Here is a 13,137-nt window from a genome sequence, read left to right on the forward strand (position 1 = left end):
GGCCGGGTGGGTCCGCAGCCCGGCGTAGCGGGGTGCCTCCCCCAAGCTCTCGGCTCCGCTCGAGCAGGGGGGACCCCCACCGCCCACCCGTGCCGCCCTTAGCGGCACGCATGCCCGCAGCTAGGGCGCGCGTGCCCGCAGCCGCCGTCGTACGTAAGGGGTCGTGTCGGGGGGTGTCCGCCCGCAGCGGTTGGCGCGTCAACGGGGAGTGAGTCGGTATGAAGCCCCATCGCGCCGTTCCGAGGACGGATACCCCCCGGCGCGGCCCCGACCCACCACCGGCGTCACGCGAGAACGCGCCGCCGTAAAATCAGGGCACTGTGTCTGACTCCGCGAACACCCCCGAAACCCCGAACCCGCAGCCGCACCCACACCCGAACCCGCACCCCCACACCCCGGGTGTCTCCGTCCGGCGTACCCGGGCCAAGGGCGAGCCGCGTTTCCCCGACGGCCCGAAGGCCGACCCCGCCGGGTCGCACTTCGAGCGGCGGATCCGGAGTTTCCAGCCCCGCCGCAGCCGCGTCACCGCAGGCCAAGCGGACGCGCTCCAGCGCCTGTGGCCCAAGTGGGGCCTCGACATCGACGGCAGCCGGACCCTCGACCTGCCCGACCTGTTCGGCAACGACAACCCCGTCGTCCTGGAGATCGGCTTCGGCATGGGCGAGGCCACCGCCCAGATGGCCGCCGCCGACCCCGCGACGAACATCCTCGCCGTCGACGTCCACACCCCCGGTCAGGGCAACCTGCTCAACCTCGCCGACCGCAACGGCCTGTCCAACATTCGCGTCGGCAACGGCGACGCGATCATCCTCCTGCGCGAGATGCTCGCCCCGGACTCCCTCGACGGCCTGCGCGTCTACTTCCCGGACCCCTGGCCCAAGAAGCGCCACCACAAGCGCCGGATCATCCAGCCCGACTTCCTGACCCTCGCCGCCACCCGCATCCGGCCCGGCGGCATCGTCCACTGCGCCACCGACTGGGAGCCCTACGCGGAGCAGATGCTCGAGGTTCTCACGGCACACCCCGACTTCGAGAACACACAGGCGGACGGCGGTTTCGCGCCGCGTCCGGACTTCCGTCCGCTGACCCGTTTCGAGGGCCAGGGACTGGACAAGGGACATGTCGTGAACGACCTCCTCTTCCGCCGCGTACAGCACGTGGACCAGCCCCCCGCCGGCGCCTGACCACCCCTGGCACCTCTCCCGCCTGCGGACAGCGCCCATCCGTCGTTAGGGTCAATGCCGTGGCCACCAGCCCCCCACCTCCGACCGGCCCGGGCCCGACCGGCCCGGCCACCACGGGCCCGGACACCACCGGCCCCTCCCGCCACGCCCACTGGTGGCATCACCCCTGGGTGCGCTACGGCGCGCTGTGCACACTGCTCGCGATATCCGGCCTGGTCATTCTCGCCCTGGTCCGCGAGGAGACCGGCACGGAAGGGTTCCTGGTCGGGCTGGGGCTGGCCGTCCTCCCCGTGCCCCTGCTGATAGCCGCGTTCCGCTGGCTGGACCGGGTGGAGCCCGGCCCCTGGCGGAACCTGCTGTTCTGCTTCGCCTGGGGCGCCTGTGCGGCGGCGCTGATAGCGATCGTCGCCAACAGCTTCGCGACGAGATGGATAGCGACGGCGACGGCGGACCCGTCCAGCGCGGACACCCTCGGCGCGACGGTGATAGCGCCGGTGGTCGAGGAGTCGGCCAAGGCCGCGGCCGTCCTCCTGGTCTTCCTCTTCCGGCGCCGCGACTTCACCGGCATCGTCGACGGGGTGGTCATCGCCGGGGTGACCGCCACCGGCTTCGCGTTCACCGAGAACATCCTCTACCTCGGCACGGCCTTCGGCACCGACCAGCTCACGGGCGGCAGCGGCATCGCCTCCGTCACGGCGGCGACCTTCTTCGTGCGCATCGTGATGTCGCCGTTCGCACACCCGCTGTTCACGGTCCTCACCGGCATCGGCTTCGGCATCGCCGCCCTCGCGGCGCACCGCGGGCCGCTGCGCCGCGTCGCGTTCCCGCTCGGCGGGCTGCTGCTGGCGATGGGGATGCACGCGATGTGGAACGGCTCGTCGGCCTTCGGCGAGTACGGCTTCTTCGCGGTCTACGCCGCGTTCATGGTGCCCATTTTCGGGCTGCTGACGTGGCTGGTGATCTGGACGCGGCAGCGGGAGCTGAGGACCGTACGGGCGGAGCTGCCGGCCTACGCCGCGGCCGGCTGGCTGACCCCGGCGGAGCCGTACGCGCTCGGCTCGATGCGGGCCCGCCGGATCGCCCGGCAGTACGCCCGCCGCCACGCGGGCCGGGCGGCGGCCCGGGAGGTGGCCCGGGAGGTGGCCCGGTACGAGGCGTACGCGACGTCCCTGGCGTTCCTGCGGCACCGGGCCGGGCGGGGCAACCCCGGGGCCGACTTCGCCGTACGGGAGCGGGACCTGCTGGGCGAGCTGTGGCGGCGCCGGGAGGTGGCCCGCCCGGCGCTGGACCACGCGGCCCGGGTCACCGCGCCTCCGGTCCCGGTGACGGTCCCACCCTGGCCGGTGTACGGGGTGTACGGCTACGGCCACCAGCGGGCGCCGTACCCCGCGTACACCCCGTACGCGGCGTACGGCTACACCCCGTACCCCGCGTACAACCCGTACCGCCTCTGACCCCGCAAACCCCTCAAACCCCTCAAACCCCCCACCGCCACCAGGCCACCGCGACCGCCCAGCCCTCCCCGGCCCCAGGCCCCAGGCCCCAGGCCACCCCGCACCCGAGCGCGGTCCCCGCTCAAGCCGAGGCCGCCGTAAGCGCGTCCACCTCCGTCTCCGAGAGCGTCAGCTCCCCGACACCGAGCAGGGCGGGCAGCTGTTCCACCGTCCGCGCGGAAGCGATCGGCGCCGCCACGGTCGGCCGGGCGGCGAGCCAGGCGAGAGCCACGGTGGCGACAGGAACGCCGTGCGCGGCGGCGACCTTGTCGAGGGCGTCGAGGACCCGCCGCCCCCGTTCGGTCTCCAGATGCTTGGCGGCACCGCCCGCCCGCGCGCTCTCGACCTCCGTACCGGGCCGGTACTTCCCCGTGAGGAAACCAGCCGCGAGCGCGTAGTACGGAACGGCCGCGAGTCCGGCCCGCTCGGCGAGGTCCTGGAGCTCGCCCTCGTACGTGTCACGGGAGACGAGGTTGTAGTGCGGCTGGAGGGCGACGTACCGGGCGAGGCCCTCGCGGTCGGAGAACGCCAGGGACGCCCGCAGCCGTTCGGCGGAGATGTTGGAGGCGGCGATGTGCCGCACCTTGCCGGCCTTCACGAGTTCGTCGAGCGCGCCGATGATCTCCTCGACGGGCACGTCGGGCTGGTCGAAGTGCGTGTAGTACAGGTCGATGTAGTCGGTGCGCAGCCGCCGCAGTGAGGCGTCGGCGGCGGCCTTGATGGTGGCGGCGGACAGGCCCCGGAAGTCGGGGTGCTGGCTGACCTTCGTGGCGACGACGACGTCGGAGCGGTTGCCGCGCGCGTCGAGCCAGGCGCCCAGGATGGTCTCGGACTCACCGCCCCGATTGCCGTCGACCCAGGCCGAGTAGACATCGGCGGTGTCGACGAAGTTGCCACCGGCGGCGGTGTAGGCGTCGAGGACGGCGAACGACTGCTCCTGGTCGGCGGTCCAGCCGAAGACGTTGCCGCCGAGGGCGAGGGGGAAGACCTCGAGGTCGGAAGTGCCGAGCTTGCGAAGAGACGTCATGCTCGGTGTCAACGACCGTACGGGAGCGCCCCATTCCACAACGAACGCAAAACCCCCGTAAACCCAGGGCCCCCACGCCCCACGGCCCCACGCCCCACGCCCCCCACCACAAAGCCGACGGCCCTGACGTCGAGGAGACGTAGTCAGGGCCGCCGATGCTTCAACACAGTGGTTCCGCTTACGGGTTCAGCCCCTTGCCCCGCAGCCACGCCATCGGGTCGATGCCACTGGCGGACCCACCGGAGTGGACCTCGAGGTGCAGGTGCGCCCCGGTGACGTTGCCCGTTGCACCCACGCGTCCGATGACGTCGCCGGTGCTGACCTTCTGGCCGACGCTGACGCCGATGGAGGACTGGTGCGCGTACCAGATCTCGGTGCCGTCATCGAGGGTGAGGACGGTCTTGTAGCCGTAGGAGCCGTTCCAGCCCGCCTCGGTGATGGTGCCGCTGTGCACGGCCTTGATCGGCGTGCCCGTGGGGGCGGCGAAGTCCAGGCCCGTGTGGTAGCCGGAGGACCAGTAGGCGCCGGCCTGGCCGAAGCTGGAGGTGATGGTGTACGAGGAGGTCGGCAGCGTGAACTGCTTGGCCAGGGCGGCGAGACGCTCGGCCTCGGCCTTCTTCCTGGCCTCCTCCTCCGCCTTCTCTTTGGCCTCGGCGGCCTTGGCCTTGGCTTCCTTCTCCGCCTTGGCGACGGCTTCCTCGGCCGCCTTCTCGGCGGCGGCAGCGGCGTCCTCGGCTGCCTTGGTCTCGATCTGCTCCTGCTGGTGCTCGACCTGCGCCATGATCCGGGCGCGCAGCGCGTCACCGGCGCCGGCGCGGGCGCGGGCGCCGGACGTGCCCTCCGCGGTGTCCGCGGTGGTGGTGCCGAGGCTGCTGAGCGGGGTGGCGGAACCTTCGGGGGTGTCGTCGTCCGAGATGAGGGAACCCACCGAGGGCAGGTCCGGCACGGAGATGGACACCGGGGGCTTGCCGGTCTGGGCACTGGCCATGCCGCCGGCGCCCACGGCGGCTATGACGCCGACGCCCAGGACGGTGGAGCTGCGGGCGAGACCTCCGCCGCGCTGCTTGGTGACGCGGTGCCGGCCACGGACGGGACGGATGGACTCCTCGGTGGGGTTCCACTCCTGGAACGGGCCCTCGTCGGTGCGCTGACCGCCGAAGCCGAAGGTGTCGGTCTCGCGCTTCGGCGCATACGGGGCCGCGGGGGCAGGCCGGTTGGACGCCACGTGGGCGTACTCCTTTCCTTCCTTCTCGCCTACCGGGTTAGCTGACGGGTTCGGAGCAGGAAGGTCTCCTACGCGCGTATACCTGCCGTGCTTCCACGGTGGTATCCGCCCGATTCACCCCAAGTGGTGGTTCCCCGGTTCCCTTTCGGGATTCGGCGCGTGCGCACGGAGCCGCCTTCTGTGACGGCTGGGACGACCGCGCTGCGTTATCGAACGTTAATGGAGGCGCGAGGGGTATTCCAGCGGTTCCGCTTGATCATTAACCTTTTTCGCGCGGACTTACCTGCCATGACTGGCCCAAATCGGGCGAGTTGACCGCACCGCAAGTGACTGACGGGTTTTGACGGTGTGTCAGTTGTTATGCGGAACGGCACGGTTCGCTCACCGACCGTAGCGCTCCACGGGCAAGCATCAGGAAGGCCCCCGAGATGAAGGCCGATGAAAAGCACCGAGGGCCGGAACCCTTTCGGATTCCGGCCCTCGGCCTTCAGTAGCGGGGACAGGATTTGAACCTGCGACCTCTGGGTTATGAGCCCAGCGAGCTACCGAGCTGCTCCACCCCGCGTCGTTGTGTCACTAGTGTACGCCATCCGCGGGACCACTCGCGCACACCACCGCCCGGCCCCCGATCGCCCCGGTCACACACCCACCCCCCGCCAGCACTCAGCCCACCAGATGACGGTTCGGGGCCTTGGCCCGCTCCTCGTGTTCCAGGAGGACGACGACCTCCACCCCCCGGGCCGCGAGGAGGCCGCTGCCGTCGGCGTCCGTCACGAAGGTGTCCGGCTCGCGCCAGGCCGTGACGACCCGCCGTACGCCCGCGTCGACGATCAGCCGGGCGCAGGGGGCGGGGCGCGAGGCGCGGCGGGCGCACGGCTCCAGGCTGCTGTACACCGTCGCGCCGGGCAGGCGCGGGTCGGCCGGGTCGAGCTTGGCCAGGGCCGCCTCCTCGGCGTGCACGACCGGGTCGCCCGCCTCGCGGGAGTGGCCGCGGGCCAGTTCCGTACCGTCGTCGGCGACCACGACCGCGCCGACGCTGAACGCCGTGTCCGACGGCGGGCACTGCGAGGCCAGTTCGCAGGCGAGGGCCAGCCAGTGGTGGTCGGCGGCGACGGGGAGGGGGCCGGTGCCCGGGGCGGTCGGCTCGTAGCGCATCAGCACGACGTCCTCGATCCGCCGTGACTCCAGCAGCCGGAGCCGGCCGCCCTGGTAGCCGCCGGGGCCGAAGAGGCGGGGAGCCCGGGGGTCGCCCACGAAGAGCGGGGCGAGGACCAGCTGGAGTTCGTCGGCGAGGCCCTGGGTGAGGAGCTGGGTGTGGATCAGGCCGCCGCCCTCGACCATGAGCCGCTCCACGCCCCGGACGTCGTGCAGGTGCGTGAGCAGCCGCCGCCAGTCGAGGTCGGCGCCGAGCGGGACGACGTCGGTGGCCAGGCCGAGGGTGCGGGCACGCTCGGCGCCCCGGTCGGTGGTGTAGAGGACCTTCTCGCCGCCGGTGTGCCAGAAGCGGGCGTCCGGTTCGAGGTCTCCGGAGCCGCTGACGGTGACCTTGAGGGGGTACTCGGGCTTGCCCGCGGCCATGCGGGCGGCCCGCCGCCGCTCCGAGTTCACCAGCAGCCGGGGATTGTCGGCGCGGATGGTGCCGGCGCCGATCAGGATGGCGTCGACGCCGGCCCGGACCTCGTCGACCCGGTCGAAGTCGGCCGGGCTGGACAGCAGCAGCCGGTCGGGGCCGGTGTCGTCCAGGTAGCCGTCCAGGGAGACGGCGGCGGACAGCAGGACGTACGGGTGGGGCATCGGTGCTCCGCGGCTGGTCGGGACGGCGGGAAGGAGTGTCGAGAAGGAGAGGAGCGGCGGGACGGAGTGGCGGCGGCGGGACGGGCTTGGTTCAAGTTTGAAACAAACCTACACTGGCGACATGACGACTCGCTGGCTCAGCCCCGATGAGCAGCGCGCCTGGCGCGCCTACATCGCCGCCTCGCTCCTCCTGGAGGACGCGATCGACCGGCAACTCCAGCAGGACGCCGGCATGCCGCACCTGTACTACTCCATCCTGTCCGTCCTGTCGGAGTCCCCGGAACAGCGGCTGCGCATGACCGATCTCGCCGAGCGGCTGAAGATCACGCGCAGCCGGCTGACGTACGCGGTCACGCGACTGGAGAAGGACGGGATGCTGCGGCGCGAGGCCTGCCCCCAGGACAAGCGGGGCAGTGTCGCGGCGCTGACGGAGGAGGGATTCGCCGTGCTGGAGCGGGCGGCACCCGGGCACGTCGAGACCGTGCGGGGCTTCCTGTTCGACCGGCTCAGCGAGGAGCAGGTGGGGCAGCTGGAGGAGATCTCCACGGCGATCGCGCAGGGACTCCAGGAGGACGGCGCGCGGCCTGCGGCGGACGACGTGCCGTGGCGGCGGAGGTCGTCTTCGGCCTGTTCGTGACGCGCATCACACAGAGCCACATTCCCACCACCTCCCATTGCTTCAAATTTAAAGCACGAGTAGGGTTCCGATCATGGACCTGCTTCAAATCTGAAGCAAGAACGACTGTGCAGCCGAACAGGAACGGAACCCGGAGGCCCCGCATGCCCGACACCCCCGCCGTCATCGCCACCCCGCGCTCCCGCGTCCGGGTCCCGCTGCGCTTCCACGACGGCTACGAGGCCGACGCCGAGCTCGTGACCTTCCACGGGCTGGTCGACGGCCAGGAGCACGTGGCCGTGGTCCTCGGCGAGCCCGGCCCGGTCCCGCTGGTGCGGCTGCACTCCGAGTGCCTGACGGGGGACGTGTTCGGCTCGGCCCGCTGCGACTGCGGTCCGCAGCTGCGCGAGGCGGTCGAGAGCATCGCCGAGCGCGGCGGCGTACTCCTCTACCTGCGCCAGGAGGGCCGGGGCATCGGCCTCTACAACAAGCTCGACGCGTACGCCCTCCAGGACGAGGGGCTCGACACGTACGAGGCGAACGCGGCGCTCGGGCTGCCCGAGGACGCCCGCGACTACACGGCAGCGGCCCAGATGCTCAGGGCCCTGGGCATCGGCGAACTGGACCTGCTCTCCAACAACCCGGACAAGGCGGACCAGTTGCGGACCCTGGGCGTGGACGTCCGCGACCGGATCCCGACGGGTGTCTTCACCACCGCCCACAACGTCCGCTACCTGCGCGCGAAGGTCCTCCAGACGCAGCACACGCTGCCGCTCGCCGCGCTGACGGAACTCAGCGCCGGCTGAGCCGACCCCCGGTCCGGTCGGGCTCCGAAGCGGGCTGCTTGCTCCTCTGTTCCTCGGGTACAGCCTTTGAAAGAGGGCGACCTCATCAGTACCCGGAGCTTTATGGAAGTGACCGTTTCGTGACCGATCTCGGCGGCCCCGGCAACCACCGGGCGAGAGGCCCGGGCGATGGCCCGGAGGCCGTCGCGTCGCAGATCGCCGATGCCGTGGAGCGCCTGGCGGCGCTGTGGTCGATCGCGGCGCAGGAGGCGTCGCTGCGCCTGTCGCCCCACCAGCTGCGCGCGTTGCGCACGGTGCAGTCGGCGCCGGGCCTGAACCTGACGGCTCTGGCGGACGGCCTGGACATCGGCCTCCCCACGGCCAGCCGCCTCTGCGACCGCCTGGCGGCGGCAGGCCTGCTGGAACGGGCCCCGCACCCGGACACCCGCCGCGAGGTCCAACTGTGGCTCACGACACACGGACAACACGTCCTGGCCGACGTCGCCACCCGCCGCGCCCAGGCCCTGGCCACGGCCCTGGCGGCGATGACCCCACCCGAACGAGCGGCCCTGAGCAGGGGCTTGCGGGGTTTCCTGGCGACCCAGCACACCACCCGCGGCCCCGACGACGGCACACGAAGCTGACACCCGAACTACCCGCTGCCCCCAACACCCAGCCACCCCCGCACACCCCGGCCGCCCTCCCACGCCCGGCCACCCCCGCACACCCCAGCCGCCCTCCCAACGCCCGGCCCGCACCGCACCCCTCCGGGGCCCTTCGACCGCCGCCCCCTCACACCCCCGACCCGTTCCCCCCTCACACCCCCGCCCCCTGCCGGAGCACACCCCCGACCGTGCCGGCTCACACCCCCGACCCGTGTCGGCTCACTCCCCCCGCCGTCAGGACCGCCACGCAGGTGTCGTCCCTCACCGGCCGGGCCGCGCTGCCCGCGTCCCGGAGGACGACCGCGGCCGCCACCGCCGGGTCGCAGCCCGGCAGCACGCCGTCATCGGGCGGTGTCCAGCGGCTGGGGAGGCCGTCGCTGTGCAGGACCAGCAGGCTGTCCGGGTGCCACGGAACGCGCTGTACGGGCACGGACGCCGGGGCCTGTGCGCCCACGATGCCGGGGTGCGAAAGGAGCGCCTTCCATGTGCCGTCGGTCCGCAGCCTGGCGCCGACGTTGCCGATCCCGGCGAAGCTCAACTGACCGGTGTGGGTGTCCAGTTGGGCCACGGCGACGGCCGCGCCCCGGGTGGGCCGCAGAGCCCGGCCCAGGCTCCGCAGGATCTCGGCGGGCGGCAGCTCGGCCAGCCCGCGCAGCTCCCGCACCGCAAGGCCGGAGGCCTCCGCTGCCTTCACGCCGTGGCCCAGCCCGTCGGCGAGCAGCAGGGTCAGCCGGTCCCCGCCGTGCACCCGGCCCCAGGCGTCGCCGGAGTACTCGTCCCGGCCGAGGGGGACGTTGACGCCCCCGGCGCGCGGACCGGGCGGGGGCGGCCCCTGGTCGCGCACGGCGGGCTCGTGGCCGATCCGGGCCATCACGACGGTGCCCCGGCCGGGCGCGCTGTGCAGATCGAAGTCGTTCGCTATGCGCCGGCACGTGCCGAGCCCGGCGCCGAGCGAGGCGGCGACGGTCGTGGTGTAGCCGTCGCGCATCGCCGCCGCGACGTCCCCGATGCCGGGGCCGTGGTCGATCGAGACGAGCTGCACGGCCGTGCGGCGACCGTCGTCGTGCCCCCGCTCGACAAGGTTGATCAGGACACGCCCGCCGTCCGCGTGCCGCAGCAGGTTGGTGGCCAGCTCCGTCGCCACGAGCGCGGCGGTCGCGGTGCGGCCGGCGGGCAGGCCCGCGCAGGCGCTGGCCTGCTCGGCCGCCACCCGCACGTCCCGCACCCGGGTCGAGTCGTCCACCGGCACGTCCCAGACCCTGCTCATCACGGCACCGTCCGGGACGGCGGTACGACGGTGGCCCAGGCGGTGACGGTGACGGTGGTCCCCTCACCGGGCCTGCTGTCCACCTCGAACTCCTGCACCAGCCGCTTGGCGCCACTCAGGCCGAGCCCGAGCCCGCCGCCGCTGGTGTAGCCGTCGGTCAGCGCCTGGTCCAGGTCCCGGATGCCGGGCCCGGTGTCGACGAAGTCCAGCCGCAGCCCGTGCGACGACCCGGCGTCCAGCGGGGTGATGCGCACATGGCCGCCCCCGCCGTGCACGAGGGTGTTGCGGGCCAGCTCACTCGCCGCGGTGACGAGCTTGGTCTGCTGCACCAGCCCGAACCCGAGCTCGGCGGCTGCCTGCCGGACCTGCTGCCGCACCCACGCCAGATCGGCGTCCGAGCCGATCGGCAAGCTGGCCGGACCGGCCTGGCGGGACGTCTGCATCACGGGCTCCCCTCGCTCCGGCGCGTGGTCACGCCCAGCAGCTCCATCGCCCGTTCGACGTCCAGGGCCGTCCGCAGCCCGGGCAGCGTGAGCCCCAGCTCGACCAGGGTGATCGCCACCGCCGGGCGCATCCCGGCCAGGACCGTACGGGCCGCCAGCAGTCCGGCCCCGGCGGCGATCTCGGCGAGGACCCGGCCCAGGAACGAGTCGACGATCTCCACGCCGGAGATGTCGATCACGACCCCGCTCACCCTGCTGTCCGAGATCCGGGCCGTGATGTCCTGCTGGAGCTGCTCCGCCATCCCGTCGTGCAACTCTCCCTGGAGGGTGACCAGCAGGACGTCGCCCAGCTGGAGGACCGGCACGGTGAAGGCGTGCCCGCCCGCGGGCCCGTGTCCCGCGAAGGCGGTCATCGCGTGCCCACGTCCGCCGCCGCGCCGGCCGCCCGCAGCGGTGCGATCTCGACCCCCTGCTCGCTCAGCGCGTAGGCGAGCGCGTCCGCCAGGCTGGAGCGGGTGAGCACCGTACCGAGGTCGATGCCCAGGTGGACGATGGTCTGCGCGATCGCGGGCCGGATCCCGGACACGATGCACTCGGCGCCCATCAGCCGCGCCGCCGCCACCGTCTTCATCAGGTGCTGGGCGACCAGCGAGTCGACCGTGGGCACGCCGGTGATGTCGAGGATGGCGTACCGGGCGCGCTCGGCGACGATCGCGTCCAGCAGGCTCTCCATGACCACCTGGCTGCGCGCGCTGTCCAGGGTCCCGATCAGCGGTACGGCGACGGTGCTGTCCCACAGCTTGATCACCGGGGTGGCCACCTCGTGCAGCTGCTCGCGCTGCCGGGCGATCAGCTCCTCGCCCGCGCTGACGGTGGTCTCCAGCACGACCAGGCGCAGCGTGCCCATGAGGACGGTCAGCGCCACCACGGCCTCCTGGGCCTCGGGGGCGTAGGGCTCGGGGAACTCGGCGCGCAGCAGCTCGGTCACCGGCTCGCGCAGCGCGGCCACCTCGGTGGCGACACCGTCCGGGTCGATGCCCGTACGCGCGCGGGAGGCCACCATCCGGCCCAACTGGTCGCGCACGGCCTCGAATCCGGACGCCCGGACGTCGTCGAGCCGCCCGGCGGCCGCCACCGCCGCCAGCGCCGCCGTCACGGCCCTGCCCGCCTCCACCGCCTCGTCCCGGGAGACGGTGAAGACCGTGCGGAACAGCGCGGCGTCCGCCCACCGTTGGGCGATCTGCTCCCGTCGCCGCTCCAGAAAGGCGCTCACCTGGTAGGCGGCCGGCTCCTGTTCCTCGTTCGCTTCCGACACCGACACTTGCATCGCTCCCTTGCACGGGCCGGACCGAGGTCACGTCACGGCACCTCAGCCATTACTTGCCGTATGACAAACATTAGTGCCGGGGTCCGGCACCACCAAACAACTGCTCACGGGCGCCCCGGTTCCTGCGCTTTCCCCGTCCCTCAGCGGCCACGCCAGTCCAGGCACACCACGAGGGCGTCGTCGTCCGGGGCGGACCGGCCGCGGTGACCCGTCAGTTCGCGCAGGACGGCCCGGGGCACCTCGGCGGCGGGCAGCAGCCGGGTCGACTGGATCGCCCGGGACAGAGCGGCGTCACCGTAGGCCTCGCCACCCGGGGAGGCGACGTCGTAGACCCCGTCGCTGACGAAGACCAGCCGGTCGCCCGGCTCCACGTCGAACTCCTGGACCACGTAGTCGGTCTCCTCGAACATGCCGAGCGGCAGCTGGGCGTCGAAGGGCACCCGCTCCACGCCGCCCCGGCGCAGCCGCAGCATCTGCGGCGACCCGGCGTCCACCGCGCGGACCCGCCCGGTGGCCAGGTCGAAGTCGAGCATCAGCACCGAGAGGTAGCAGCGACCCCGGTAGTGGGTGTACACCGCCTGGTCGGCCAGGGCAGCCTGGTCGTCGATGGACAGCCCGGCCCGGCGCGCGTTGCGCAGGGCGTTGATCGCCAGGCTCGTCAGCAGGGAGGCCTCTATGCCCTCGCCCATGCCGTTGGTGACGTAGAGGCTGAGCCGGTCGGCCGAGGCGGACCAGTCGAAGTTGTCACCGAAGATCGCGTACGCCGGTTCCAGCTGCGCGCCCAGCTCGTACTCGGGACGGACGCAGGAGCGGCCCGGCAGCAGCTGCCACTGCATCTCGGCGGCGAGCGTGAGCCGGTCCCGGCGGCGCGCCTGGAGGTACAGGTCGGTGTCCCGCTCGGCCACCACCACCTCGTGTCCGAGCACCTCGGCGATCTCGGCCAGCTCGGTCAGACAGCCCTCGGCGTGCTCGCCGCCGGGCAGGGTCACGCTCAGCACGCCGAGCCGGTCGCCGCGCACCGCGACGGGCAGGTGCGCCCGTACGAGGCCGCCCTGGAGGTCCTCCACGTACGGTTCCTGCGCGCCGAAGGCCCGGCCCGCCGGGCTGTTGTGCACGGACACCGGCTGGAGGGTGCGCGGCAGCACGGACACCGGCTGAAGCACGGTCAGTCCGTAGTCGGCGAGGAAAAGCTCGACGGAGTCCGCCGCGTACTGATCGGTCAGTACACGACGGACCGCGTCCAGCAGTTGATGGGGCGCCGCCGTGCGCAGGGCGCGCTCGGCGGCCACGAATCTGTGCGTGATCGTGGTC

Annotated in this window: 13 protein-coding genes, 1 tRNA gene and 1 riboswitch; of the genes, 5 read left to right on the forward strand and 9 right to left on the reverse strand. The window is 72.6% G+C overall.

The genetic code is table 11. The annotated features are described in order from the left end of the window. The first annotated feature begins 320 nt into the window (after positions 1 to 320). Entirely contained in the window at positions 321 to 1,184 is an 864-nt protein-coding gene (trmB, locus tag ACFZDE_RS17430) for a tRNA (guanosine(46)-N7)-methyltransferase TrmB (protein ID WP_391200533.1), read from the forward strand. Between the two features lie 59 nt (positions 1,185 to 1,243). After that, a complete protein-coding gene (locus ACFZDE_RS17435) occupies positions 1,244 to 2,638 on the forward strand; it encodes a PrsW family glutamic-type intramembrane protease (RefSeq protein ID WP_391200534.1) in 1,395 nt (464 codons plus the stop codon). 121 nt (positions 2,639 to 2,759) lie between these two features. On the opposite strand, the gene ACFZDE_RS17440 is transcribed toward ACFZDE_RS17435, so the two are convergent. The 4 genes from ACFZDE_RS17440 to ACFZDE_RS17455 all read right to left on the reverse strand — a co-directional run bounded on the left by ACFZDE_RS17440 (position 2,760) and on the right by ACFZDE_RS17455 (position 6,723). After that, positions 2,760 to 3,704 (reverse strand): aldo/keto reductase, encoded by a 945-nt coding sequence (locus ACFZDE_RS17440; protein ID WP_391200535.1) that lies wholly within the window; start codon positions 3,702 to 3,704, stop codon positions 2,760 to 2,762. Between the two features lie 178 nt (positions 3,705 to 3,882). Further along, positions 3,883 to 4,929 (reverse strand): peptidoglycan DD-metalloendopeptidase family protein, encoded by a 1,047-nt coding sequence (locus ACFZDE_RS17445; RefSeq protein WP_391200536.1) that lies wholly within the window; start codon positions 4,927 to 4,929, stop codon positions 3,883 to 3,885. An 11-nt stretch (positions 4,930 to 4,940) separates the two neighbouring features. Further along, a riboswitch (cyclic di-AMP (ydaO/yuaA leader) is annotated at positions 4,941 to 5,097 on the reverse strand. A 323-nt stretch (positions 5,098 to 5,420) separates the two neighbouring features. Continuing rightward, positions 5,421 to 5,494 (reverse strand) — tRNA-Met (locus tag ACFZDE_RS17450). Between the two features lie 98 nt (positions 5,495 to 5,592). Next, a complete protein-coding gene (locus ACFZDE_RS17455) occupies positions 5,593 to 6,723 on the reverse strand; it encodes a dihydrofolate reductase family protein (protein WP_391200538.1) in 1,131 nt (376 codons plus the stop codon). A 121-nt stretch (positions 6,724 to 6,844) separates the two neighbouring features. On the opposite strand from ACFZDE_RS17455, the gene ACFZDE_RS17460 reads away from it, so the two are divergent. The 3 genes from ACFZDE_RS17460 (at position 6,845) to ACFZDE_RS17470 (ending at position 8,768) form a co-directional block, all read left to right on the forward strand. Continuing rightward, positions 6,845 to 7,360, forward strand: a complete 516-nt coding sequence (locus ACFZDE_RS17460) for a MarR family transcriptional regulator (RefSeq protein ID WP_390998054.1) — start codon at positions 6,845 to 6,847, stop codon at positions 7,358 to 7,360. 143 nt (positions 7,361 to 7,503) lie between these two features. Next, the gene (ribA, locus tag ACFZDE_RS17465; RefSeq protein ID WP_390998057.1) at positions 7,504 to 8,145 is read left to right on the forward strand and encodes a GTP cyclohydrolase II RibA; all 642 of its coding nucleotides are present in this window, start codon (positions 7,504 to 7,506) and stop codon (positions 8,143 to 8,145) included. Positions 8,146 to 8,264: 119 nt separating this feature from the next. Continuing rightward, complete coding sequence (locus ACFZDE_RS17470) at positions 8,265 to 8,768, forward strand: MarR family transcriptional regulator (RefSeq protein WP_391200539.1); 504 nt, start codon at positions 8,265 to 8,267, stop codon at positions 8,766 to 8,768. A 217-nt stretch (positions 8,769 to 8,985) separates the two neighbouring features. On the opposite strand, the gene ACFZDE_RS17475 is transcribed toward ACFZDE_RS17470, so the two are convergent. The 5 genes from ACFZDE_RS17475 to ACFZDE_RS17495 form a co-directional block, all read right to left on the reverse strand. Further along, positions 8,986 to 10,056, reverse strand: a complete 1,071-nt coding sequence (locus tag ACFZDE_RS17475) for a SpoIIE family protein phosphatase (RefSeq protein WP_391200541.1) — start codon at positions 10,054 to 10,056, stop codon at positions 8,986 to 8,988. Continuing rightward, positions 10,056 to 10,499 carry an ATP-binding protein gene (locus ACFZDE_RS17480; protein ID WP_390998065.1) on the reverse strand — a complete coding sequence of 148 codons (444 nt, stop codon included), beginning with the start codon at positions 10,497 to 10,499 and terminating at the stop codon, positions 10,056 to 10,058. Before ACFZDE_RS17480 ends, ACFZDE_RS17475 begins: the two co-directional genes overlap by 1 nt. After that, the gene (locus ACFZDE_RS17485) at positions 10,499 to 10,912 is read right to left on the reverse strand and encodes an STAS domain-containing protein (RefSeq protein ID WP_391200542.1); all 414 of its coding nucleotides are present in this window, start codon (positions 10,910 to 10,912) and stop codon (positions 10,499 to 10,501) included. The genes ACFZDE_RS17480 and ACFZDE_RS17485 overlap by 1 nt, the downstream gene beginning before the upstream one ends. Beyond that, the gene (locus ACFZDE_RS17490; RefSeq protein WP_391200543.1) at positions 10,909 to 11,826 is read right to left on the reverse strand and encodes an RsbRD N-terminal domain-containing protein; all 918 of its coding nucleotides are present in this window, start codon (positions 11,824 to 11,826) and stop codon (positions 10,909 to 10,911) included. The genes ACFZDE_RS17485 and ACFZDE_RS17490 overlap by 4 nt, the downstream gene beginning before the upstream one ends. A 140-nt stretch (positions 11,827 to 11,966) precedes the next feature. Beyond that, a complete protein-coding gene (locus ACFZDE_RS17495) occupies positions 11,967 to 13,115 on the reverse strand; it encodes a SpoIIE family protein phosphatase (RefSeq protein ID WP_391201331.1) in 1,149 nt (382 codons plus the stop codon). Positions 13,116 to 13,137 lie beyond the last annotated feature (22 nt).

Source organism: Streptomyces sp. NPDC007929, from assembly GCF_042959065.1.
In the GTDB taxonomy this organism is placed as follows: Bacteria; Actinomycetota; Actinomycetes; order Streptomycetales; family Streptomycetaceae; genus Streptomyces.